22 protein-coding genes are annotated in these 23,407 nt (G+C 65.7%); 14 read left to right on the forward strand and 8 right to left on the reverse strand.

The window, feature by feature from the left end; all coding sequences use genetic code 11:
• Positions 1–52 precede the first annotated feature (52 nt).
• Together AC3RCP_RS16535 and AC3RCP_RS16540 are read left to right on the forward strand one after the other, a co-directional pair.
• Complete coding sequence (locus AC3RCP_RS16535; RefSeq protein ID WP_101338034.1) at positions 53–553, forward strand: DUF4142 domain-containing protein; 501 nt, start codon at positions 53–55, stop codon at positions 551–553.
• Positions 554–874: 321 nt separating this feature from the next.
• On the forward strand, positions 875–1,288 hold the full coding sequence (locus tag AC3RCP_RS16540; protein ID WP_007925499.1) for a CBS domain-containing protein: 414 nt from the start codon (positions 875–877) through the stop codon (positions 1,286–1,288).
• 138 nt (positions 1,289–1,426) lie between these two features.
• On the opposite strand, the gene AC3RCP_RS16545 is transcribed toward AC3RCP_RS16540, so the two are convergent.
• Both AC3RCP_RS16545 and AC3RCP_RS16550 read right to left on the reverse strand, forming a co-directional pair.
• On the reverse strand, positions 1,427–2,734 hold the full coding sequence (locus tag AC3RCP_RS16545; RefSeq protein WP_492570427.1) for an MFS transporter: 1,308 nt from the start codon (positions 2,732–2,734) through the stop codon (positions 1,427–1,429).
• 45 nt (positions 2,735–2,779) lie between these two features.
• Positions 2,780–3,553 (reverse strand): SDR family NAD(P)-dependent oxidoreductase, encoded by a 774-nt coding sequence (locus AC3RCP_RS16550; protein WP_007925497.1) that lies wholly within the window; start codon positions 3,551–3,553, stop codon positions 2,780–2,782.
• Positions 3,554–3,702: 149 nt separating this feature from the next.
• Here AC3RCP_RS16550 and AC3RCP_RS16555 point away from each other — a divergent pair, with 149 nt between their 5' ends.
• Both AC3RCP_RS16555 and AC3RCP_RS16560 read left to right on the forward strand, forming a co-directional pair.
• The gene (locus AC3RCP_RS16555; RefSeq protein WP_492570428.1) at positions 3,703–4,596 is read left to right on the forward strand and encodes a LysR family transcriptional regulator; all 894 of its coding nucleotides are present in this window, start codon (positions 3,703–3,705) and stop codon (positions 4,594–4,596) included.
• Positions 4,597–4,704: 108 nt separating this feature from the next.
• Positions 4,705–5,670, forward strand: a complete 966-nt coding sequence (locus AC3RCP_RS16560; protein WP_492570429.1) for an AraC family transcriptional regulator — start codon at positions 4,705–4,707, stop codon at positions 5,668–5,670.
• On the opposite strand, the gene AC3RCP_RS16565 is transcribed toward AC3RCP_RS16560, so the two are convergent.
• Positions 5,667–6,416: an SDR family NAD(P)-dependent oxidoreductase gene (locus tag AC3RCP_RS16565; RefSeq protein WP_007925493.1), complete on the reverse strand. Its 750-nt coding sequence runs from the start codon at positions 6,414–6,416 to the stop codon at positions 5,667–5,669. The two genes, AC3RCP_RS16560 and AC3RCP_RS16565, sit on opposite strands and share 4 nt — an antisense overlap.
• Positions 6,417–6,788: 372 nt before the next feature.
• Between AC3RCP_RS16565 and AC3RCP_RS16570 the strand changes: the two genes are divergently transcribed.
• Both AC3RCP_RS16570 and AC3RCP_RS16575 read left to right on the forward strand, forming a co-directional pair.
• Positions 6,789–8,132 (forward strand): erythromycin esterase family protein, encoded by a 1,344-nt coding sequence (locus tag AC3RCP_RS16570; RefSeq protein ID WP_492570430.1) that lies wholly within the window; start codon positions 6,789–6,791, stop codon positions 8,130–8,132.
• Between the two features lie 42 nt (positions 8,133–8,174).
• A complete protein-coding gene (locus AC3RCP_RS16575; RefSeq protein WP_101339433.1) occupies positions 8,175–8,393 on the forward strand; it encodes a hypothetical protein in 219 nt (72 codons plus the stop codon).
• A gap of 20 nt (positions 8,394–8,413) precedes the next feature.
• Here the strand turns inward: AC3RCP_RS16575 and AC3RCP_RS16580 are convergent, their stop codons facing one another.
• Positions 8,414–9,280 carry a phytanoyl-CoA dioxygenase family protein gene (locus tag AC3RCP_RS16580; RefSeq protein WP_097136182.1) on the reverse strand — a complete coding sequence of 289 codons (867 nt, stop codon included), beginning with the start codon at positions 9,278–9,280 and terminating at the stop codon, positions 8,414–8,416.
• A 78-nt stretch (positions 9,281–9,358) separates the two neighbouring features.
• On the opposite strand from AC3RCP_RS16580, the gene AC3RCP_RS16585 reads away from it, so the two are divergent.
• The 3 genes from AC3RCP_RS16585 (at position 9,359) to AC3RCP_RS16595 (ending at position 14,666) form a co-directional block, all read left to right on the forward strand.
• Positions 9,359–10,378, forward strand: coding sequence for a helix-turn-helix domain-containing protein (locus AC3RCP_RS16585; protein WP_101338041.1), 1,020 nt, complete (start codon positions 9,359–9,361; stop codon positions 10,376–10,378).
• 177 nt (positions 10,379–10,555) lie between these two features.
• Positions 10,556–12,973 (forward strand): DUF3772 domain-containing protein, encoded by a 2,418-nt coding sequence (locus AC3RCP_RS16590; protein WP_492570431.1) that lies wholly within the window; start codon positions 10,556–10,558, stop codon positions 12,971–12,973.
• Between the two features lie 169 nt (positions 12,974–13,142).
• Entirely contained in the window at positions 13,143–14,666 is a 1,524-nt protein-coding gene (locus AC3RCP_RS16595; protein WP_101338043.1) for a sensor domain-containing diguanylate cyclase, read from the forward strand.
• A gap of 37 nt (positions 14,667–14,703) precedes the next feature.
• Here AC3RCP_RS16595 and ptrR read toward each other — a convergent pair whose 3' ends face one another.
• The gene (gene ptrR / locus AC3RCP_RS16600) at positions 14,704–15,594 is read right to left on the reverse strand and encodes a putrescine utilization regulator PtrR (protein ID WP_101338044.1); all 891 of its coding nucleotides are present in this window, start codon (positions 15,592–15,594) and stop codon (positions 14,704–14,706) included.
• Between the two features lie 101 nt (positions 15,595–15,695).
• Between ptrR and AC3RCP_RS16605 the strand changes: the two genes are divergently transcribed.
• The gene (locus AC3RCP_RS16605; RefSeq protein ID WP_492570432.1) at positions 15,696–17,087 is read left to right on the forward strand and encodes an aldehyde dehydrogenase family protein; all 1,392 of its coding nucleotides are present in this window, start codon (positions 15,696–15,698) and stop codon (positions 17,085–17,087) included.
• Positions 17,088–17,135: 48 nt separating this feature from the next.
• Here AC3RCP_RS16605 and AC3RCP_RS16610 read toward each other — a convergent pair whose 3' ends face one another.
• On the reverse strand, positions 17,136–17,345 hold the full coding sequence (locus tag AC3RCP_RS16610) for a hypothetical protein (protein WP_101338046.1): 210 nt from the start codon (positions 17,343–17,345) through the stop codon (positions 17,136–17,138).
• 197 nt (positions 17,346–17,542) lie between these two features.
• On the opposite strand from AC3RCP_RS16610, the gene AC3RCP_RS16615 reads away from it, so the two are divergent.
• On the forward strand, positions 17,543–18,100 hold the full coding sequence (locus AC3RCP_RS16615) for an ATP-dependent Clp protease proteolytic subunit (RefSeq protein WP_007925475.1): 558 nt from the start codon (positions 17,543–17,545) through the stop codon (positions 18,098–18,100).
• Positions 18,101–18,151: 51 nt separating this feature from the next.
• Here AC3RCP_RS16615 and AC3RCP_RS16620 read toward each other — a convergent pair whose 3' ends face one another.
• A complete protein-coding gene (locus AC3RCP_RS16620; RefSeq protein ID WP_101338047.1) occupies positions 18,152–18,382 on the reverse strand; it encodes a hypothetical protein in 231 nt (76 codons plus the stop codon).
• Between the two features lie 310 nt (positions 18,383–18,692).
• Here AC3RCP_RS16620 and AC3RCP_RS16625 point away from each other — a divergent pair, with 310 nt between their 5' ends.
• Entirely contained in the window at positions 18,693–20,060 is a 1,368-nt protein-coding gene (locus AC3RCP_RS16625; RefSeq protein ID WP_492570433.1) for a cation:proton antiporter, read from the forward strand.
• A gap of 54 nt (positions 20,061–20,114) precedes the next feature.
• Here AC3RCP_RS16625 and AC3RCP_RS16630 read toward each other — a convergent pair whose 3' ends face one another.
• Entirely contained in the window at positions 20,115–22,061 is a 1,947-nt protein-coding gene (locus AC3RCP_RS16630; protein ID WP_492570434.1) for a hybrid sensor histidine kinase/response regulator, read from the reverse strand.
• 335 nt (positions 22,062–22,396) lie between these two features.
• On the opposite strand from AC3RCP_RS16630, the gene AC3RCP_RS16635 reads away from it, so the two are divergent.
• On the forward strand, positions 22,397–22,579 hold the full coding sequence (locus AC3RCP_RS16635; RefSeq protein ID WP_007925473.1) for a hypothetical protein: 183 nt from the start codon (positions 22,397–22,399) through the stop codon (positions 22,577–22,579).
• A 158-nt stretch (positions 22,580–22,737) separates the two neighbouring features.
• Positions 22,738–23,196, forward strand: coding sequence for a metallophosphoesterase family protein (locus AC3RCP_RS16640; RefSeq protein WP_492570435.1), 459 nt, complete (start codon positions 22,738–22,740; stop codon positions 23,194–23,196).
• The last annotated feature ends 211 nt before the right edge of the window (positions 23,197–23,407 follow it).

Genomic DNA, 23,407 nt, shown 5'->3' on the forward strand with positions numbered 1-23,407 from the left:
TTCTCTATCAACCGTCAGGCGACACCTGTCGTGCCACGAATGGAGAAAGAACATGAACAACCTGCTGATGAAACGAATGAGCCTGTTGTTCCTGCTGAGCGCAGGAAGCCTTTCAAGTGCAATGGCGATGAGCTCCAGCGACTTTGTCGAAGAGGCCGCGCAAGCCGGGATCAATGAAATCGAAAGCAGCAAGCTGGCCCTGGAAAAAAGCGCCTCCGCGGACGTCAAGGCATTTGCCACGCAGATGATCAGTGATCACAGCAAAGCCAACCAGGAATTGCGGGTGCTGGCGAAAAAACTCGATATCCAGATCCCGGACGAAGCCTCGCTGACGGCCAAGGCCAAGCAAATGATCCTGGAGATGCGCGACGAGTCCTTCGACAAAGCCTATGCCGACAACCAGGTAGTGGCCCATGAGAAGGCCGTGGAGTTGTTCAAGAAAGAAGTGGCGTCTTCGGACAAGCCGGACCTGAAAGCCTTCGCCGAGGAGACCCTGCCCAAGCTGCAGGACCACCTGGACATGGCCAGGCACCTGCAATCCAAGACCCAGTGAAGCACCCGCAAACCCCGCCTGAGCGCGGGGTTTGCCGGCTCACGCCTGCGGATCGGCGACCCTTTGCGCCAGGGCTTCCTCGATGGCCCGCTCATAGGCGGCTAACCACTCGTCGTACGCCGCCGAACAAATTTCAACTTTTGAAAAAAACCGGCACTCCCAATTAGTGCCGGCAGAAAGCATCGGACGCCAACAAGAAAGGCGGCCAGCCCGGCGGCGCCCGTGAAGGTCGTAGCTGATCGTTGAGCCTTACCTGCGAGGGCCTGGGCCCTTGCCTTTCATGCCGGGCCACAGCGGCCCGGCCTTTCGAGGAGAAGCATGATGAAGATCTCTGAAGTCATGACCCGCAATGTACAGACCGCACGCCCCGAACAGACGCTGCGGGAAGTCGCCAACATGATGGCCAGCATCGACAGCGGCGCCATCCTGGTGAACAACGAGGACCGGCTGGTCGGCATGATCACCGACCGCGATATCGTCATTCGTGCCGTGGCCAAAGGCCAAAGCTGCGATATGCCGATCAGCAGCGTCATGAGCAATGACATTCGCTATTGCTTCGACGACCAGGAGGTCGACGAAGTGGCCCGCAACATGGCCGATATCCAGCTGCGGCGCCTGCCGGTGGTCAATCGCCAGAAACGCCTGGTGGGCGTGGTGTCCCTGGGCAATATCGTCAAGGCCCACGATAGCCAGGCCAACAGCACGGTGCTGCAGGGCGTGGCCAAGGCCCATTGATAGCCTGGCCCCAGACGGCTGTGGCCGGTATCTACCCGGTGGGCTGGCGCAATGGCGAGGCAGCCGTCGGCCCCGGGTTCTGTCGTCGCCCGGTGAGACGGCGCGACGGTTGCCCCAGAGGTATTGCCCGGCGTGACCTCAACGCCGGACCTTCACCACGGCCATCAGCAGCGCCGAAGACAGCACGCCGAGGGTCATGAACACATAGGCCGCCCCGGGATTGCCGGTGAGGCCGATCAGATAGCCGACGATCCACGAACCGACAAAGGCCCCCAGCGCGCCGCAGGCGTTGATCAGGCCGATCGCCCCGCCGAACACATTGGCCGGGAGCACTTCCGGGATCAGCGCGAAAAACGGCCCGTAAGGCGCATAGAGCGCGGCGCCGGCGACGGTCAGCAAGGCGAACGACAGCCAGAAGTGCGACGGCCCCAGCAAGTACGAGCAGAAGAACGCCAGCGCGCCCACCCCCAGCAGCGGCCAGACAAACGACTTGCGCCGCCCGGAGCGGTCCGATGCCCAGGACACCGCGAGCATGGCGGCGACGGCGGCGACATAAGGCACCGCGCTCAGCCAGCCGACCGTGACGATGTCCGTGGCGGCCGCCTGCTTGATGATGGTCGGCAGCCACATGATGAAACCGTAGACGCCGATGCTCCATAAGGCATGCACCGCACAGAGCTGGATCACCAGCGGGCTGGTGAAGGCCTGGCGATAGTTGCGCACGGCCTTCAGGCCTTTCTGCTCTTCGGCGAGGATGGCGGCCAAGCGGTCTTTTTCCTGCCGGCTCAGCCAGTCGACCTGCTCGGGCTTGTCCCGCGCCAGGCGCCACCAGACAAACGCCCACAGCACCGCCGGCGCGCCTTCGATGACGAACATCTCGCGCCAGCCCCAGGCATGAATCAGGTAGCCCGAGACCACCGACATCCACAGCACGGTGATCGGGTTGCCCAGCACCAGGAAGGTATTGGCCCGCGAACGCTCCTGGCGGGTGAACCAGTTGCTGATGAAGATCAGCATCGCCGGCATCACCGCGGCTTCGACTATGCCCAGCGACACCCGGATCACCATCAGCATCGGGATATTGGTCACCAGGCCGGTGGCCATCGCACACAGGCCCCACAGGATCAGGCTGCAGAACACCAGTTTGCGCACGCTGTAGCGCTGCGCGTAGATGGCGCCGGGTACCTGGAAGAAGAAGTAGCCGAGGAAGAACAAGGCGCCGATCAGTGACGAGGTGCTCTTGCTGATGCCCAGGTCCTGCTCGATGCCCGCCGCGCTGGCGAAGCCATAGTTGGCCCGGTCCAGATAGGCCAGGCTGTAGGTGATGAAGATCAGCGGAATCAGGTACAGCCAGCGCCTGGGCGCGAAGCCCGTGGCGGTGGTTGGCGCATGCCCGGCCTGATCGCGGGTGTGCGGCGGCAGTGCCGGTTCGTTGAGATGGCTCATGGGTGTCCCCTGTTTGTTGTTGTTTTTCAGGTATGGGTGCGGGGTTCAAACGACGCTGGTCAATCCTCCGTCGACAAAGATCGTCTGGCCATTGATGAAGTCCGAGGCCGCCGAGGCCAGGAACACCGCCGTGCCGCACAGCTCCTCGACCCGGCCCCAGCGCCCGGCCGGCGTGCGTTTGCACAGCCATTGGGAAAACCCCTGGTCGTCGATCAGCGCCCGGTTCATTTCGGTCGCGAAATAGCCCGGGGCCAGGCCGTTGGCCTGGATGCCATGGCGCGCCCATTCGGCGCACATGCCTTGGGTGAGCATCTTCACCGCGCCCTTGGACGCCGCGTAAGGGGCGATGCTCGGCCGGGCCAGCGCGCTCTGCACCGAGCAGATATTGATGATCTTGCCGCGGCGCCGGCCGATCATGTGCCGCGCCACGGCCTGGGACACATGGAACACCCCGTCCAGGTTGACCCGCATCAGCGCGTGCCAGTCCTCGGCGGCGAAATCCTCCAGCGGTGCGCGCCGCTGGATGCCGGCGTTGTTCACCAGGATGTCGATGGCCCCGACCTGCGTCTCGAAGGTGTCTATGGCCTCGAACAGCCCGGCGCGATCGGTGACGTCGAACACCGCGATCTCCGCGCCGATGCCCTCGTCGCGCAACTGCCGGGCAGCGGCCTGGGCCTTGTCTCTATTACGATCGTTGATCACCACCTTGGCGCCGGCGGCGCCCAGGCCCCGGGCCAGTTCCAGGCCAATGCCCTTGCCTGAACCGGTGATCAGGGCCCTTCTCCCATCCAGCTGGAAACAACCGGGATTGAATGACATGCTTTTCTCCACAAGACGGCCGCTGTTTTTTAAATGGGCCTTGCGGGCACTTCAACGCAGCTGGCGGGTGCTGTCCAATCGTCATTGGTGATCTGGTAATCAACCTTCGTGATCACCGCCTCGAATCGTTTTCAGCCTGGAGTCGCCCGATGGAAATCAAACACCTGCGCTCGTTCGTGACCCTGGCAGAAGAGCTGCATTTCGGCCGCGCGGCGCAACGGCTGGCCATTGTCCAGCCGGCCTTGAGCATGCAGATCAAGCTGCTGGAGGAGGAATTGGGCGTGCGCCTGTTCGAACGCAACCGTCACGCCGTGGCGCTGACCGAAGTCGGGGCGATCTTCCTGCCCGAGGCCCGCGCGACCTTGCATCAGGCGGCTCACGCGATGGATGTGGCCAGGGCTTCGGGCCGTGGGGAAATCGGCCGCGTGCGCCTGGGGTTCGTTTCCTCGGTACTGCCGGAGTTCCTGCCGACGCTGATCCGCGCCCTGCATCAGCGCTTCCCGCGTATCGAGCTGGAACTCAAGGACATGCCGGGGCCGGACCAGGCCGCAGCGCTGAAAAACGGCCAGCTGGACTTCGGCCTGATGCGCCTGCCGGCGATCATTCCCGGCATCCAGACCCGCGAGGTGTTGCAGGAGCGTTTCATGGTCGCGCTCCCCAGCGATCATCCGCTGGCCTCGTGCACCACCCTGCAACCGGCGGCGCTGGCGCAACTGCCGGTGTTGATCCTGGCCAGGCGTTACGCCCCGGGCTTTCACGATCAACTGATGCAAGTGCTGAACAGCCATGGCCGGCAACTGGAAGTCGCTGCGGAACTGGGCGAGTTCACCACCATGCTCGCCCTGGTGTCCGCCGGGCTCGGCATTGGCTTGCTGCCCGCCCACGCCGGGCGCGCAGTACCCGCCAACGTCGTGGTCCGCCCCCTGGAGTTGGGGGACTACCGGGCGACCACTGGCCTGGCCTGGGTGGAACTGGACAATGCCCTGAAAAGCACCGTGTTCGGGGTGATCGGCGACGTGTTCTTTCAGGGCCGCGGGCAATGACTTTCGGCGACAACCCTGGACCGAGGATTTCCTCCTGGCAGCCCCGTTCCGGGATTATCGGCATGCTAAAGTCGGTTAAATTTTGCCAATCGTCCAAAAAGGTGCCCCATGGATCCGCTTTCCGGTGTCCTTTCGCTGCTGAGAATCCGTAACTACCATTCGGCGGCCTTGAAGCTGGGCGGCGACTGGGCCTTCGACTTTCCCAGCCGGGCCGGCATCAAGTTCACGGCCGTGGTCAAGGGCAGTTGCTGGGTCAAGGTCAGTGGCGAACAAGCGCCGCAGCACCTCCAGCAAGGCGACTGCTTCCTGATGACTCGGGGCCTGCCCTTTACCTTGTCCAGCGATCTGTCCGTGCCGGCCATGGACTCCGCAGGCTTCTTTCAAACCCCGGCCCCGGACGAACTCACCCTCGATTACGGCGGCGACGATGTGCAACTGGTGGGCGGGCGTTTCGACTTCACCGGCATTCCTACCCGGTTCCTGCTCAGTACCCTGCCCTCGCTGGTGCATGTGCAGGGCCACTCGCCGCAGGCGTCGATCCTGCGCTGGGCGCTGGAACGCTTTACCGCCGAGCTGCAACAGCAGCGGCCCGGCCGCTCGCTGATGAACGAGCACCTGGCGCACATCATGCTGGTCGAGGTGCTGCGGGCCCACCTCGCTGCCCTGGAACGCAACGACCTGGACCGCGATGACATGGGCTGGTTTTTCGGCCTGGCGGACCGCAACCTCAGCGCCGCCCTGAGCGCCCTGCACGCCGCTCCGGCGCGACGCTGGACAGTCGAGGAACTGGCGCGGCTGGCGGCCATGTCGCGTTCGGCCTTTGCCCTGCGCTTCAAGCAGATCGTCGGCGCCGCGCCAATGGAATACCTGACCCACTGGCGCATGCTGCTGGCCGGCGATCGCCTGAGAAACTCCAGCGACTCGGTGGCGACCATCGCGTTTTCCCTGGGCTATGAATCGGAGAGCGCCTTCAGCACCGCGTTCAAGCGGGTCATGTCGCACTCGCCACGCCAGTACCAGCGCGAGCAGTCGGCCGCCGTCGAGGCTGATTCCAAGGCTGACTCCAAGGTTTAGTGCAGACCGCCGCCGATCACCAGGATTTCGCCGGTGATCCACCCGGCATCACTGGACGCGAGGAAGGCCACCGCGGGGGCGATGTCCTCGGGCTTGCCGATCCGCCCCAAAGGTGTGATGGCTTCGATCTTCTGCCGGAAGGCATCCTCGAAAAAGCCGCTGGCATGCACGCCTTCGGTGACCACCAGCCCGGGGTTGACCGAGTTGACCCGGATGTTCTTCGGCCCCAGTTCATTGGCCAGGGTCCTGGTGATGGCGTCCACCGCGCCTTTGGAGGCGGTGTAGACCGTCGAATGGGCCGGGGTGAACGAGGTGACGCTGGAGCTGATGTTGACGATGCTGCCGCCGTCCGGGTTGAACACGCCGACCGCTTCGCGGGTGCACTGAATCAGGCCCAGGACGTTGAGGTTGAACTGGCGGTGGAACTCCTGCTCATCGATCTCGGCCAGGGGCGCGGTGGAATAGACGCCGGCGTTGTTCACCAGGATATCGAGATGGCCGTGCTCATGGACAATGGCCTTGAACAGCGCCTTCACTTCCAGGGCATTGGCGACATCCGCCTGGATGGCATGGGCGCGACCGCCCGCCTGCAGGACCTCTTCGACCACCCGCTCGGCCTCTTCGCGCCCGCGGCTGTAGTTGACGATCACCGTGGCGCCGTCCCTGGCCAGCTGCTTGGCGATGGCGGCGCCGATACCTTTGGACGAGCCGGTGACCAGGGCGATTTTCTTGTGCAGTCTTTTCATTCTCGTGTGCTTCTCTTGCAGGTTCAGAAACGCTGACCAGGCCTTGAACAACTGGCCTTTGGTCGACGGACCCAGCTTATGAGCGACGCCACGAACGGGTAATAGCCGGTCCTCCAAAATAGCTTCGCCATCGTCCAGAGACGCGGCGACCCTTTGCACCACCGCTTCTTCGATGGCCCGCTCATAAGCTGCAGGGCGTGGCCAAGGCCCATTGAAATCCTGGCCACAGCCGGTGTTTACCGGTGGGCTGATGGCATCCAGGCGTTGACTGGCCGACCTTCGGTCCCCAGGCGGGAACACCCTCTCTTCGGCGACGTCTCCTCTGTATCGACCCTGGCAATTCAGATCCTCTACCTGGAAGGAGGCTGCGCCATGAACCCACGCAAAGGCCGGCAGGAGATCTCCGGGCGTGGCAAGGAGCCTGTCAGTAGGCTCCAGGCCCTGCTGCGCCGCTACGCCGAACCCCTGCCCCCACTCGAGTCCGCGGCTTTCGGCGAGCTGTTCGAGCGTTATGCCGACGCCAGGGTGGTGCTGATCGGCGAAGCCAGCCACGGCACCCGTGAGTTCTATCGAACCCGCGCGGCCATCAGCCAACGGCTGATCACCCAGCACGGCTTCAGCATCGTCGCCATCGAGGCCGATTGGCCCGACGCCGGGCACATCGACCGGCATGTGCGCGACCTCGGCCCGTCCACCGCCGGGCAGCAGGCGTTCAGCCGCTTTCCGAGCTGGATGTGGCGCAACGTCGAGGTGTGCGACTTCATCCGTTGGCTGCACCGCCACAATCGCCCCCTGCCCGCGCAGCAGCGCGTCGAGTTTCGTGGGCTGGATGTCTACAGCCTGCGCAACTCCATCAGCGAAGTACTGGCCTACCTCGATCGCACCGACGCCCGGCTGGCGCATGAAGCCCGTCACCGTTATGGCTGCCTGACGCCCTGGCAGGACGACCCGGCGCTGTATGGCCATTTCGTCGAGCGCGGGCACGAGGCTTCCTGCGAAGAAGCGGTGGTCCAGCAGTTGAACACCTTGTTGAGCGAACGCCTTGCCAGCAACCCTGAAGCGCTCTTCAGCGCCACTCAGAATGCCCGGGTCGTACGCTCCGCCGAACAGTACTACCGGGCCATGTACCGAAGCTCGGCCGCCTCCTGGAACCTGCGCGACAAGCACATGTTCGATACCTTGCAGACCTTGCTCGCGCACCGCGGCGCGGGCGCCAAGGCAGTGGTCTGGGCGCATAACTCGCACATCGGCAACGCGGCGGCGACCGACATGGGCTGGCGCGGCGAATTCAACATCGGCCAGCTGTGCCGCACGGCCTACGGCGACGCTGCCGTGCTGATCGGCATGAGCACCGACCGTGGCCAGGTGGTGGCCGCCGATAACTGGGACGGTGACATGGGGATCAAGGAGGTGCGGCCTTCCCTTGCGGACAGCTGGGAGCAGCAGTTTCTCCAGGCGGGCATTCCCGCCTCGCTGACCGACTGGCGCGCCCCCGAGCGCGAAGACCTGCGCCAGGCGCTATCCGAACCGCTGCTGGAGCGGGCGATCGGCGTCATCTACCGGCCCGCGACGGAGCGCCAGAGCCATTATTTCCAGGCGGTGCTGGGCGAGCAGTTCGATGCGCTGGTCTGGCATGAAACGACCGGTGCCGTTACCCCCCTGCCGGTGGCGAGCGGTCTCAGTCATGAAGAAGACACCTTTCCTTTCGGGGTATAGACCTCCCCCTTGGCGATGAAGAACCCCAGCGAGGGCCCCAGCATGAATCCTGAATCGCACTATCCGAAAGCATCCACATCGGCCTCTGGGACCGCCCCCGAAGAACGCCCCGGGCAGCCGGACCCTGGCGACGAGGAAGAACAGAGCCATGGCCTCGATGACGCCGCCACGCCTGGCCCTGCGCAAGGCAATGAGCAGGAGGCCGAGGACATCGCCAGGAAAATCGCCGAGATAGAAAGGAAGGTCGCCGATGGCAACTGAGCCCCTCGGCCTGGCAGCACTCAGCGCCCCTGCGGCTCTTCGAGCATGCGCTTGGGGTGCATGCCATTGACCATGCCCATGAACGGCGCGTGGATCGAGTAACCGAGCATGCGCTGGATGTGTTCGCTGCATTGCCGGGCGACGTGGCGCGGGGTCGACAGGATGAAGTTCTCCTGCTGGCGCGCCCAGGGTTCGCAGTACTGCGCCGTCAGCGCCAGGCGTGGCGCGCCGCTGCGATTGGCGCCGCCGCCGTGCCAGAGGGTGCCGAGGAAAAACACCACCGAGCCCTTGGGCATGACCACCGGCAGCACGGCGGCCTGTTCGGCGGCGGTGGGCAGGCGCCCGTCCCACAGATGGCTGCCGGGAATCACCACGGTGGCGCCGTTGTCGCCGGTGAAGTCGTCCAGGGCCATGATCGTCGCCGCGCCATAGGCCGGCCGCGGGCGGGCCATGGGATAGAAGGCATCGTCGTAATGCAGGTGCTGGGCGCACTCGCCCGGCAGGATATTGATCGCCTGCAGCTGCGACAGCAGGTAATTGGGCGCCAGGAGTCGGTCCAGCAGGCCCAGTATCAGCGGATGCTCCACCAGCCCATCGCAGACCCGCGTTTTCGCAATCACCGCATACAACCGCTGGGTGCGTGCGCCCTCGAACGAGTTGCGCCCGGTCTGGCAGAAACGTCCCAGCAGATCCTCGCGCATGCGACTAACCTGCTGCTCATCGAACAGCCGTTCGAGCACCACGAAGCCGTCGCGTTGCAGGCGGGCCATCAGCTCGTCGAGTTGCGCGGCGGGCACGGCGGGCTGGGTACCGGCGGTCGACCTATAGGTCCTGGCGCATCCGTTGCTCATGTAGTCGTGCCGCTCGGGCAAGGTTGTGGTTGTCATCGACTGGCTCCTGGGAGTGGGTCGCATCAATCTGCAGGACGCCGGAGTGGCCGCCAATGACGCTTTGCCTCAACTGACATGACCCGCCCTTACCCGCACTGGATCGTCGCCCCGACCATTCCCGCGCGTTTTGTGCGCGAGATGCTGGGGCAACTGCGTCTCGACGCCGACGCACGCGCCGCGCTGCTCGAGCGCTGCGACTTGCCCAGGGAAGCCCTGCGCGACGGCTATCGCGTGGCGCCGCTCAACTACCGCGCCTTGAGTCGCCTGGCCGTGGGCGTCGGCGCCGACGAAGCCTTGGGTTTCTTCGCCCGCACCGTGCCGCCGGGCAGCTTCGAGCAATTGCTGCGGCTGCTGGTGCACCTGCCGACCCTGGCCGATGCCTTCGAAGAGGCCGCGCGCTTCTACAAGCTGTTCGACGATTCGCCGCCCTGGCGCCTGGAAAAACACGCCAGGATTGCCCGCCTGGTGCTGACACCGCGCCCCGGGGCGCAAACCGACTCGGTGCTCTGGCCGCATATGCTGCTGTTGGCGCTCTGGCACACCGGCAGCTGGCTCACTGGCGAAACCCTGCCGTTGCGGCGGATCGTCCTGCCCGGGCACCTCGGCGCCTTCACCGCGCAAACGCGCTTTCTGTTCGGCCGCCAACCGGCTTTCGCCACGCAGGCATGGCTGGAGCTGCCGGCGGTGAACCTGCAGGCGCCGCTGATGCGCCGGCCGGCGGAAGCGGCGCGCTTCGCCCGCCACCTGTTACCGGCGGTGATCGCCCCCGGCCCGCTGGCCAGTTTCGAAGCCCACCTGCGCGCCTTGCTGTGCGCCGCCGAACCCTTTGCCGGACTGTCGGAACTCGAGGCGGCCAGGGCCCTGGGCATTTCGCGGCAGACCCTGGCCCGCCGGCTGGCAGCGCTCGGCGTGACCTTCCTCGGGGTGCGCGATGAATTACGCCGGGACCTGGCCTGCACCCTGCTCGCCCGCGGCTCGGTGAGCGTCGCCAAATTGGCCGAACGCCTGGGCTACTCGGAACCCAGCGCCTTCCAGCGCGCCTTCAAACAATGGACCGGGCTGCCACCGGGGGCCTATCGCGGCGGCCGGCGCTGAGCGGCCTGGTTTCCCCTTAAGGATTTTTTCACCGCCCCCGTTCTCGAACACCGCATAAACCGGCATGCTGCGCCACCCTGATCGCCACGGCAGCGGGCCACCCACCGGGGAATTTATGCCGGGAGGGCGCGGTCTATGCTCGTCAGGGCTGGTGAACAGCAAAAGAGGACATGACAGATGCGGCGAGTGAGACAGAACCGCTGGGGGATGGGGCTGTTGGCCCTGTTGCTGTGTATTGCGCTGCCGGCCTTCGCGGCCCCGGCGTCCGGGCCGCAGAGTGTTGCCCGCAATCAGCTGCCGCTGCTGGCCGAGGGCGCGGATCTCGAGCAGCTCAACGACCGGCTGGAGCTGATCCGCCAGAGCGTGTCGGCGAGCGGTAACGACGACCTGCTCTCGGACCTGCGCCAGGCCGCGCTGCAAGTGCAGAAGCAGGCCGACAGCCTGATCGCCCTGCGCGCTACCGATATCGAGCGCCTGGACGACCAACTCAAGGTCCTCGGCCCACCGTTGCCCGACGAAGCGCCCAGCCTGACCAGCCAGCGCCAGGTGCTGAGCGCGCAGAAGGACAACCTGCTCGACGAAGAGCGCCAGGCCAACCTGCTCAGCCAGTCCGGCCGCGACCTCGCCGCGCAGATCATCAACCTGCGGCGCAGCCTGTTCAATTCGCAGATCAGCACCCGCTCGGCGAGCCCCCTCAGCCCGGCCTTCTGGTCCACGCTGATCCGCCCGACCGAGGATGACCTCAGGCGCCTGAACCGCCTCTCCGACGAAGTCTGGACCGCGTTCGATACGGCACTGGCCCCCGGCAATCGCGGGCTGTTCATCACCACGCTGGTCATCGCGGCGCTGATCTGGGTGGTCGGCCGGCGCCTGCTGGAACGCCTGGCGATCTGGTCGATGATCCGCTGGCTGCCCGAAGGCCGCCTGCGCCGCAGCGCCCTGGCGCTGACCGTGGGGCTGGCGACCATCGTCACCATCAATGCCGCCGCCTCGCTGCTGCGCTGGGGACTGGTCAACAGTGCGACCCTGAGCGCCGATGTGCTCAACCTGATCGGCCAGTGGCTGACCCTGCTGATTTTCTGCTCCTTCATCGTCGGCCTCGGCCGCGCCATGTTGATGTTGTCGCGGCCGTCCTGGCGCCTGCCGCCGATTCCCGATCAGATCGCCACAGCCCTGGGGCCGTTCCCGCTGATCCTCGCGCTGGCGCTGCTGCTCACCGCCGGCGAGGAACGGATCAACAGCGTGATCGCCAGCAGCCTGGCCCTGACCGTGGCGGTCAACGGCCTGACGGCGCTGGTCACCGCGCTGATCTTTTTCTTCGCCCTGCTGCGCCATCGCCGTACCCGCCGGCGCTTCGAGCTGGAGCGCCCCACCGGCATCGCCGGGCTGCTGCCCTTCATCGTGGCGGTCTGGGTCGCGGTGATCCTGCTGTCGCTGCTCAGCGGCTACCTGAGCCTGGCGTACTTCCTCACCGTCAAGCTGCTGTGGATCAGCGTGGTGACCACCAGCGCCTACCTGCTGATCGCCTGCTTCGGCGACCTCTGCGAAACCCTGCTGTCGCCCAAGCAGCCCGGCGGCCTGGCGCTGGCGGCGGCCCTGGGCCTGTCGCCGCGCCACCAGGCCCAGGCCACCACCGTGCTGGCGGGCATCGGCCGGACCCTGCTGCTGTTCACCGCGGCGCTGCTGGCCTTCATGCCGTCCGGCTCGAGCCCGGGGGAACTGCTGGAAGGCTTTGCCCAACTGGATGTCAGCGGCCGGTCCCTGGGCAACCTCAACATCGTGCCCCAGGACCTGCTGCTGGCGGCGGCGTTCCTGGTCGGCGGCATGTTCGCCGTGCGTGTGCTCAAGCGCTGGCTGAGCGAGCGGCTGCTGCCGGAAACCAACATGGACGCCGGCATGCGTGCCTCACTGGTGACCCTGGTCGGCTACATCGGCTTTGTCCTGCTGGCGATCGTGGTGATGTCGACCCTGCGGATCAACCTGACCAACCTGACCTGGGTGGTCAGCGCCCTGTCGGTGGGTATCGGTTTCGGCCTGCAGGCCATCGTGCAGAACTTCATTTCCGGGTTGATCCTGCTCACCGAACGGCCAGTGAAGGTCGGCGACTGGGTCAGCCTGGCCGGGGTCGAGGGCGATATCCGGCGGATCAACGTGCGCGCCACGGAAATCCAGATGTCCGACCGATCCACGGTGATCGTGCCGAACTCGCAGTTCATCTCGCAGAACGTGCGCAACGTAACCATGGACAACGCCCTGGGCGTGGTCGGCATCACCCTGACCCTGCCCCTGGAAACCGATGTGCTGCAGGTGCGCGAGCTGTTGCTGCAGGCCTATGCCGAGCACGAGGCGATTCTCAAGGCGCCGGCGACCTCGGTATCGTTCAAGGACCTGACCAGCAATGGCCTGATCATCAGCGTCAGCGGCTACGTCGGCAGCCCGCGCTCGGTGTCCGGTGCCCGCAGCGACCTGCTGTTCACCATCCTCGGGCGCCTGCGCGAAGTGGGCATCGCCCTGTCGTCGCCGCAGAACCTGATGCTGATCAGCGACAGCCAGGACAAGGCGGCTGGCGAGCCACCGGCCCAGCCCAGCGCATGAACCGGCCCCTGCAGGGCGCACCGCCGGCGAGCGCCCTGTTTTTTATCTTGCGGTGGGAAGCCCTGAGCTATCGTGGCTAAGGCCCTGGCAACTTTTTTCAACGAGCCGCAGCTGTCATCGAGGAGCCCGACGACAGCCCTGTTTCACTCCCGGCAAGACAAGGAACACCATGGACGGAAAACCCGACATCAGCCCCGAAGATATTGCCCTGGAGTCGAAACGACTTCCCGCACTGGCGGTCACCATCGCCTTCCTGATGGTGGTCGCGGTGTCGATTCTCAGCATCTATGGCATCCAGGTCATCAACAGCAAGGCCCATGAACTGGCGCAAGCCCGGCTGATCTCCGGCAACCTGGCCCTGTCCATGGCACAACAGGCGACCGATACCTTCGACGAAGCCAACCTGATCCTCGAAGAGTTGATCGAGCGCCTCGACGACCTGTCGCCCCAGGCCCTGGAAAAAACCCAGAAGCTGCTGAAAAAGCGCGTGTTCACCACCGAACAGTTGCACGGCCTGTTCTTCTATGACCGGGAAGGCAACTGGGTGCTCACCTCGTTCGACTACAAGCCGCCAAAGGCGAACAACTCGGACCGCGACTACTTCAAGTTCCACCGCGAGAATGCAACCCTGTCCCCCAGGGTCGGCGCGGCCCTGCGCAGCAAGACCACGGGCGACTGGGTGATCCCCTTCTCGCGCCGGGTCAACGACGCCCAGGGCAACTTCAAGGGCGTGGTGCTGGCGACCATCAAGATGGAGTACTTCGACACCTTCTTCGATCGTTTCAGCATCGACGACAAGGGCGCGATCTTTCTCGCCCTGCCCCAGGGCACGATCATCGCCAGGCGGCCATTCGACGAGAAGCTCATCGGTGCGTCCCTGGCCCGGGGCGAAATCTTCTCCGTGCACATACCCCGTGCCCCCGCCGACACGGTCATGGTCAAGTCGATCATCGACGGCGTCGACCGCCTGTTCGGCTATCGGGTGCTGTACAAGTACCCGCTGGTGGTGGCGGCGGCCAATTCCCAGGAGTCCATTCTCAGCAACTGGCGCGCCGATACCTATCAGCTGACCGCGATGATCGCCGTGGTGCTGCTCGTCAATCTGCTGGTCGGCATCCTGTTGTTCAAACAGGTGCGCAAGGGCCTGCGGGTGGAAAGCCATTTGAAGAAAGCCCGCTCGGTGCTGGAGACCCTGGTGTTGCAGGACGGCCTGACCGGCCTGGCCAACCGCCGGCACCTGGAGCGCAACCTGGAACTGGAGTGGCTGCGGGCGGCCCGGCAGCGCTCGTCGATCAGCCTGATCATGCTCGATATCGACCACTTCAAGAGCTTCAACGACCGCTATGGCCATGTGGCGGGCGACCATTGCATCTGCGCCGTCAGCCGGGCCATCAGCCAGTGCGTGCGGCGCCCCTCGGACCTGGCGGTGCGCTACGGCGGCGAAGAGTTCGCGGTGCTGCTGCCGGACACCGAGCCTGGCGGCGCCTACGTGCTGGCCGAAAGCATCCGCCTGGCGGTACAGGAACTGGCGATCGAGCATGTCGACAACCCCGGCGGCGTCGTGACCATCAGCCTCGGCGTCTACAGCTGCGTGCCCGCCACGCCCGAGTTCAAGACCCTCTTGATGCAGGCCGACTCGGCGCTGTACATGGCCAAGCGCGCGGGGCGCAACCAGACCGTACCAACCTCGTGAGGAGCTGCAAGCTCTAAGCTGCAAGCTCTTCTAAGCTCTAAGCTTGCCGCTCGTAGCTTGTAGCTTGCGGCTGCGTCTCCTCCAGCAAGCGCACGAAGTGGGTCAGGCTGCGCGATACCGTGCCGCGGCGCCAGATCAGCCAGGTCTGCAGGAAACGGAACGGCTGCGCCAGCTGCCAGATGCTCACCGTGCCGCAGCCCGGCATGCTTTCGAGCATGCTGCGCGGCATCAGCGCCAGGCCGGCGCCGGCACTGACGCAAGCCAGCATGCCGTGGTAGGACTCCATTTCGTGGATCTTGCCGGGCACCGCGCCATCCTCGCTGAACCAGCGCTCGAAGTGATGGCGGTAGGAGCAGTTGGCGCGAAAGGCGTAGATGCTCTCGCCGTTGACGTCGCGCCCGCGGGTGATGGGCGCATGCCCCAGCGGCGCGATGATGAGCATTTCCTCGTCGAACACCGGCACGCCTTCCAGGCTCGGGTGCAGCACCGGGCCATCGACGAAGGCCGCGGTCAGGCGCCCGGACAGCACGCCATCGATCATGGTCCCGGAGGGGCCGGTGGACAGGTCCAGCTCGACCTTGACGTGCTTCTGGTTATAGGCCGCCAGCAAGGCCGGAATCCGCACCGCCGCCGTGCTCTCCAGGGAGCCGAGGGAGAACGGGCCCTGGGGTTCTTCGCCGGCGACCGTCAGCCGCGCTTCCTGCACCAGGTCGAGAATCCGCCGGGCATAGTCGAGGAAACTCCAGCCGGCCGGCGACAGGCGCAGGCGGCTTTTCTCGCGGATAAACAGCTCGACCCCCAAATCCTGCTCCAGCTGCTTGATCCGCGTGGTCAGGTTGGAGGGTACCCGGTGGATGAGTTGCGCCGCGGCGCTGATGCTGCCCTGCTCAGCCACTGCCTTGAAGATTTCCAGCTGCACCAGGTCCATCTCATTCTCCAAACGTGAAAGATATGCTCTTTATTATTCAGTTTTCATAAGCCTTGTACCAGCCTAACCTGCGGCCATTCCCCAGCCCACAGGACGCTGCCATGACCCCGGTTTCCAGCCAGACCCACGCCCTTTCGATCAACCCCACCACCGGCGAGCAGATCGCCCACTACCCCTATGAATCCGCCGAGGCGCTGGACGCCGCCCTCGCCCGCGCCGCCTTGGCCGCCGCCCAGTGGCGCCGCAGCAGCCTGGAACAGCGCTCGGTCCTGTTGCTGGCCCTGGCCAAGGCCCTGCGCGACAACGGCGAAACCCTGGCCCGGAGCATCACCCTGGAAATGGGCAAGCCGATTACCCAGGCCCGCGGCGAGATCGAAAAATGCGCCCAGCTCTGCGAGTGGTACGCCGCCGAAGGCCCGGCGATGCTCGCCCCCGAGCCGGCCCCGGTGCCGAGCGGCAAGGCGCGCATCGAGTACCGGCCGCTGGGCCCGATCCTTGCGGTGATGCCGTGGAACTTCCCGATCTGGCAGGTGCTGCGCGGCGCGGTACCGGCGCTGATCGCCGGCAATACCTACGTGCTCAAGCATGCGCCGAACGTCATGGGTAGCGCCTACCTGCTGCTGGAAGCCTTCCAGCGCGCCGGTTTCCCGCAGGGCGTGTTCGAGGTGATCAACGTCACCGCGGACGGCGTCTCCCGGGCGATTGCCGATCCGCGGATCGCCGCCGTGACCCTGACCGGCAGCGTGCGCGCCGGCATCGCCATCGGCGCCCAGGCCGGCGCGGCCCTGAAGAAGTGCGTGCTGGAACTCGGCGGTTCCGACCCCTTTATCGTGCTCAACGACGCCGACCTGGACGCCGCCGTGCAGGCCGCGGTCATCGGCCGCTACCAGAACACCGGGCAAGTCTGCGCCGCCGCCAAGCGCCTGATCGTCGAGCAAGGGGTGGTCGAGGCCTTCACCGAGAAGTTCGTCGCCGCCACTCGCCAGTTGGTAGTCGGCGATCCGCTGGCTGACGCCACCTACATCGGCCCCATGGCGCGCTTCGACCTGCGCGACGAACTGGACGAACAAGTGCAGGCCACCCTGGACGAGGGCGCGACCCTGCTGCTGGGTGGCGCCAAGGCCGAGGGCCCGGGCAACTTCTACCTGCCGACGGTGCTGGCCGGCGTCACCGACCGGATGACCTCGTTCAAGCAGGAACTGTTCGGCCCCGTGGCCTCGATCATCAGTGCCCGGGATGCCCGGCACGCCCTGGAACTGGCCAACGACAGCGAATTCGGCCTGGCCTCGACTATTTACACCCGGGATGTCGCCCTGGCCGAACGCCTGACCGCCGAGCTGGAAACCGGCGGCGTGTTCATCAACGGCTATTGCGCCAGCGATCCGCGGGTGACCTTCGGCGGCGTGAAGAAAAGCGGCTTCGGCCGTGAGCTGTCGCACTTCGGCGTCCGCGAGTTCTGCAACGCACAGACGGTATGGCTGGACCGCAACTGATCCCCCACCCCCGATCTCCTGTTCCTTCAGCCACCCGTCGTGTCACGGTCAGCGGCGGTCATCGGACAGTGGCGTCGGTTCGTTCGGTGCCGGCAGATCGGGGATCATTGGCCGCTCCCTGTCATCGTCACGCCGCTTATCGCGTTCGGCATCATCGTTGACGTTGGGATCGATCACCGGGTCGTGCCGGCGAACCGGTTGCAGAGGGTCGGGTTCAGGAGTGCGGGGCTCGCTGGGGTCATGCATCGACTGGGACATGGTGCACCTCACGGCAGGCCCGGTGAATCCGGGCCCTACTCCGTTAGGCACCGGGCCGGGCCAGGGGGTGCAGGGCAATGGATGAGCGGTCGCCCGGCCCTCCTGGCCAGACACCTGCTCAGCGAAACTTTCGCCGCCACCCGGGCTCAATCGTAGAGCCAGGTCACGCACCGTGGCCCGCACCGGGAGGCCGTCCGATGACCGAGCACATCGTGCATTTTCACTGCCAGATCGACCAGGGCACCACCGAGCGCTTTCGCGACAGTTGCCTGGAAGCCATCGAACAAGGCGCCACCTCGTTGCTGCTGAATCTTTCCACCACCGGCGGCAGCACCAACTTCGGCTTCACCCTCTACACCTTTCTCAAATCGCTGCCGGTGCCGCTGTGCGCGATCAACGCCGGCAACATCGAGTCGATGGGCATCATCATGTTTCTCGCCGCCAACCGGCGCATCACCGCGCCGCATTCGCGCTTTCTGATCCACCCGATGAACTGGTACTTCAGCCAGAGCTCGGTGGATCATCAGCGCCTGCGCGAATACCTCTCCAGCCTGGACAACGACCTGGCGCGCTACGTGAAAATCTACGAGCTGGAAACCGCCGACGCGGCGACCCAGCTGGACATCTTCAAATGCCTGTCGGCCGAGGAAAAGGTCATCGCCGCCCATGAGTCGCTGGCCTACGGCATCGCCCACGAGGTGCGCCAGGTGGTCTTCGCCGACGACGTCAGGCACTGGAAAGTCTCGGGCGGCTGACCCTGTTGCCCCGGGCGCCAAGGCCGCCCCGTCGCGGCGCGAGCCACGGTCTCAACCGTTTTTTTCGTTGTCCTGTTCCGGGGTTTGGTTGCCAGGTTCAGTAGCGCCCGGTTCGGGCTCGGGGCGATTGGCCGGGCCCTTGGCGGGCTTTTTCTCATCCGCGGCCGCGGCCCGCCCGGGGTAGCCAGGCAACCCGTGGGCGTCCTGCGGTTCCAGCGGTTCGGGGGCGCGCGTGCGATCGTTCTGCGGATCGTTGCGCGGATCAACGGGCTGGCGAGTCATAAGCACCTCTGTATCGGTCCGGGCGGCATTGCCTGTTCTTGTTCGATGCCGAACCGCGCCCCGGGTGCGAAGCACTGGACGAATGGCCATGGCGCCTGCCGTACGGCTGCGCGGTGGAACGTCCGGGCCTGGCGGGCGTCTTCAGCTTGAGGGCCCGCCGCTTCGAGCTGGCGAGCGCTCCTGCCTTGTACGTCCGCGTTCATGAGGATCTGTCCATGCCTGTCGCCCCCAGCCCGCTCATGATCGCCGCCGCGCTGGCCGGGCCCGCCAACGCCCAAGGCAGCCTCGCTGCGCGCGACCCGAGGCCGGCATGACCTTCATTGCCTGGGTCGCGGTCCTGGGCGCGGTGCTGCTGATCCTCGCGCTGACCTCCTCCTACCTGCGCTGGATGCCCGTGACCACCTCGGTGGTCTGCCTGGCGCTGGGGATCGCCATCGGCCCCGCCGGCCTCGGCCTGCTGCAACTGGACATCCACCAGGCCGCGGGCTGGATGGAACACCTGACCGAAGTGGCGGTGCTGTTCTCGCTGTTCGTCAGCGGCCTCAAGCTCAGGTTGCCGCTCAACAGCCGCAGCTGGCGCATCGCCTTCGGCCTGGCCGGGCCGGTGATGCTGCTGTCGATCGCCGGGGTCGGTCTGCTGCTGCACTACGGTTTGCACATGCCCTGGGGGCCGGCGCTGCTGATCGGCGCGATCCTCGCCCCGACCGACCCGGTGCTGGCGACCCTGGTCCAGGTCAGCGACGCCCAGGACTACGACCGGGTGCGCTTCGGCCTGTCCGGCGAGGCCGGGCTGAACGACGGCGTAGCGTTTCCCTTCGTGATCCTCGGCCTGCTGCTGACCCGCCAGGGCGACGACCCCGGCGCCTGGCTCGGCGACTGGGTGGTGTTCAGCCTGCTCTGGGCAGTGCCCGCGGGGCTGCTCAGCGGCTACTGGATGGGCCGCGGCCTCGGCCACCTGACCCTGCACCAGCGGATCAAGTACGCCGACAGCACGGTCTCGCCGAACGACTACCTGACCTTCGCCCTGATCGCCCTGGCCTACGTGGTGGCGGAGCTGATCCACGGCTACGGTTTTCTCGCGGTGTTCGCCGCCGCCCTGGGGTTGCGCCAGGCCGAGGTGCATTCCAGCGACCATGCCCGGGCGCCGGCCGAGCACCTGGTGCAACCGGTGGTCGGCCACCAGCATGTCGATCCGGCGCAGGCGGTGCATGGCGACGTCGAGGCCCTGGGCGAAAGCCAGGTCGCGGCGGGCATCATGCTCGGCGACATGCTGGCCTTCGGCGGCCTGGTGGAGCGGGCCATGGAAGTGTTCCTGGTGACCCTGCTCGGCGTGGTGCTGGTCGCCCATTGGGAGTGGCATGCGCTGACCGTCGGCGCCCTGCTGTTCCTGCTGATCCGCCCGCTCAGCGTCTTGCTGATCCCCTGGGGCCGCCTGCTCGATGGCCGCCAGCGCCTGCTGCTCGGCTGGTTCGGCATCCGCGGCATCGGTAGCCTCTATTACCTGTTCTATGCCCTCAACCACGACCTCGACCCGGCGCTGGCCGATGCCAGCGCCAACCTCACCCTGTCGGTGGTGGCCTTGAGCATCCTGGTTCACGGCCTGAGCACCCAACCGATGCTCGCCCGCTACGAACGCAATAAGAAACGCCGGCGCCATCCCGACCGGGCAAGGGGATAAGCCAGCAGAATGCAGGGCGCCTGGAGATTGTCGGCGCCCGGCGAGCTCAACCGGTCAGCGGCACGTCCTGAGGCTGGACGGCGTTTGTCTCACCGCCTGCGCCAGCGCCTCGATCAACTGCAACTGGGTGTAGGGCTTGGGCACCCGCGGCAAGGCCGCGGCCAGCCCCTCCAGGCGCTGGGCGTAACCGCTGGCGAGAATGATCGGCAGGTCCGGGCGCAGCTCGCGCACAGCGCTCGCCAGTTGCCCGCCGTCCATCACCGGCATCGCCAGGTCGGTGATCATCAGGTCGATCGCCGGGTATTCGGCGAAACGTTGCAGCGCCTGGGCGCCGGACATCGCGCAGAGCACCTGGTGCCCGAGGTCTTCGAGCAGCAGTGTGGTACTGGTCAGCACCAGGCTGTCGTCGTCGACCACCAGCACGCACAAAGGCTGCTGCTGCGAGTCCGGAGCCGGCAAACGAGCCGGGACGACGGGGGTCGCCTGGCTCGCCAGGGGCAACCACAACTCGGCGGTGGTGCCCTGCCCCTTGAGGCTCTTGAGGATCAGCCGCCCCCCCAGTTGCTCGGCCAGGCCATGCACCATCGACAAGCCAAGACCCGTGCCCTTGCCCACGCCCTTGGTGGTGAAAAACGGATCGGCGGCCAGGGCCAGGGTCTGCTCGTCCATGCCTTCGCCGCTGTCGATCACGCACAGGCGCACATAACGCTCATGGAGCAGGTTGACGCCGGCGGCCTGGCCGCTGTCGCACAGATCGGCCTTGAACACGAGGGTGCCGCCGCCCGGCATCGCATCGCGGGCATTGGTCGCCAGGTTGAGCACTGCCAACTCCAGCTGGTTGACGTCGGCGAGCACCGTCGGCAGGGATTCGGGCAGCTCGGTGAGGATGGTCACCTGGGGCCCCAGCGAGCTGCCGAGCAAGCCTCTGAGGTTGGTCATCAGTTGCGTCAGGGCCACGGGCTCGGTCTTGAGTTCCTGGCGCCGGGCAAAGGCCAGCATGCGCTGGGTCAGCGACACCCCACGCTCGGCGCCGACCACCGCATTGTCCAGCAGGCGCGAGAGTTTCGGGTCGTCGCCGATGCGTTTGCGCGCCAGCTCCAGGTTGCCCAGGATCACCGTCAGCAGGTTGTTGAAGTCATGGGCGATGCCGCCGCTGAGCTGACCGATGGCTTGCAGTTTCTGCGCCTGGAACAGCGCCTCGCGGGCACTTTCCAGGGCCTTCTGGGCCTCGACCGTCTCGCTGATATCGCGGGTGACCTTGGCGAACCCCAACAGCTCACCGGCATCGCCACGGATCGGATCGATGATCACATGGGCGAGGAACTGCGTACCGTCCTTGCGTACCCGCCAGCCCTGCTTCTCGAAACGGCCCTCGCGGGTGGCGATTTCCAGGGCCCGCTGGGGCACGCCGTCGAGGCGATCCTGCTCGGTGTAGAAGCGCGAGAAATGCTCGCCGATGATTTCCTGCGGCAGGTAGCCCTTGATCCGCTGCGCGCCGAGGTTCCAGCTGCTGACCCGACCGTCGGGGTCGAGCATATAGATGGCGTAGTCGGTGACGCTCTGCACCAGCAGGCGAAACTGCTGCTCGCTCTGCTTGAGGGTTTCTTCGGCGATCTTGCGCTCGGTCAGGTCGCGGGTGATCTTGGCGAAACCCAGCAACTGCCCGCTGGGGTCGCGGATCGGGTCGATCACCACATGGCACCAGAAACGCGTACCGTCCTTGCGCACCCGCCAACCCTCGCCTTCGAAACGCCCCTCGGTGAGCGCAGTGTGCAACGCGCGTTCCGGCAACCCGGCCTGGCGGTCTTCGGGGGTGTAGAAACAGGAAAAGTGCGCGCCGAGGATTTCCGCTTCCTGGTAACCCTTGAACCGCCTGGCGCCGGCATTCCAGCTGGTGACGATGCCCTGGGGATCGATCATGTAGATCGCGTAGTCGACCACCGCTTCGACCAGCAAGCGAAAACGGTCCTCGTCCAGAACTCTGCGCGGCTGATCAGCCATATCGGTCTCCGCCAGGCTATTTTTATGCATTCTTGCGCATGGGCCAGTAGGGTCGGTTGTCTGGCCATCGGCACGCGGCCAACGCACGTGCGGCCAGCCAGCCGGCAAATGCCGCGCGTCGTTCAGTTAGACCGATAGGCCCTCTGGTCCTCCAATTGAAAATACAACTTGATCCCGCAGGCCCTATAAACCGACTTAATGTTGGACAACTGCCCGCGGCCAATCGATCCCCCGCCACTCGTCGTCCCGCAAGAAACTTTTTCAAACTTTCGTTTGCAGTTTTGTTTCCCAATCTTGCGAGGTGTCAAATCGCTCACTATCGAGGATTGAAAAAAATGGCTACCAGCGGAAAGAACCCACTCATGGGCAACAAGGACACTCAAAAACCCTCACCGGCCGGCAAGAAATCCGGCGGCCAGGGTTCGGGGGGCAACATCCCTGCCGATCGGCAAAAAGCCCCTGACGCAGGCAAGAAAGGTGGCACCCAAGGCTCCGGCGGCGGTACCCGCAAAGCCTGATCCACAACGCCGGAGTGTCGTCCCTGACGCACTCCGGCTTTTTTTTGCCCGGACAGCCCATGCCTCCGGCCTGCCCACGCCGGTTATCGTCGAGCGCGACCGGCTATGCTTGCACCACGGCGAAACCACATTAGACAGCCTTCGATGAAAAGCGACGCATGAAAATAGGCCTGATCTCCGACACCCACGGTTTGCTCCGTCCCGGCGCGCTGGCGGCGCTGCAGGGCTGCGCGCACATCCTGCATGCCGGTGATATCGGCGACCCGCAGATGCTCGCCACCCTCGGACACCTGGCGCCGGTGACCGCGGTATTCGGCAATGTCGATCAGCCCCATGACTGGGCCCGGGCACTGCCCCATCACGTCACCGTGCAGCTCGATGGCGTCGACCTGCTGCTCTGCCATGTCCTGGCCGAGGTGCCGAAACCTCTGCCGCCGGGCGTGCGGGTGGTGGTCAGCGGCCACTCCCACCGGCCGCGGCTGTTCTGGCAGGACGATGTGCTCTACATCAACCCGGGCAGCGCCGGGCCAAGGCGTTTCAAGCTGCCGGTCAGCCTGGGGTATCTGACCCTCGAGGCCGGCCGGGTCGAAGGCCAGCTGATCGAACTGACGGTCTAGCGCCCCGGCGCCTGCCGGTTCGAGCATGACCGGCTATCGGAGCATGCCCATCGGCCGGGCTTTGCAGGGTCCACACTTAATCCAGCGAATGGCGGCGTTCATGACGAAAGCCGCGCGAAGCCACTTGGCCGGGCCGCGTTGCGCCCTCGAGCAGAAGATTCCGTACCCGGCCCCGCGCTCCCGAGAAGGTGGCGCGCAAGGATGGCCGAGG

This window comes from Pseudomonas sp. GW822-FHT05A08 (assembly GCF_058800485.1).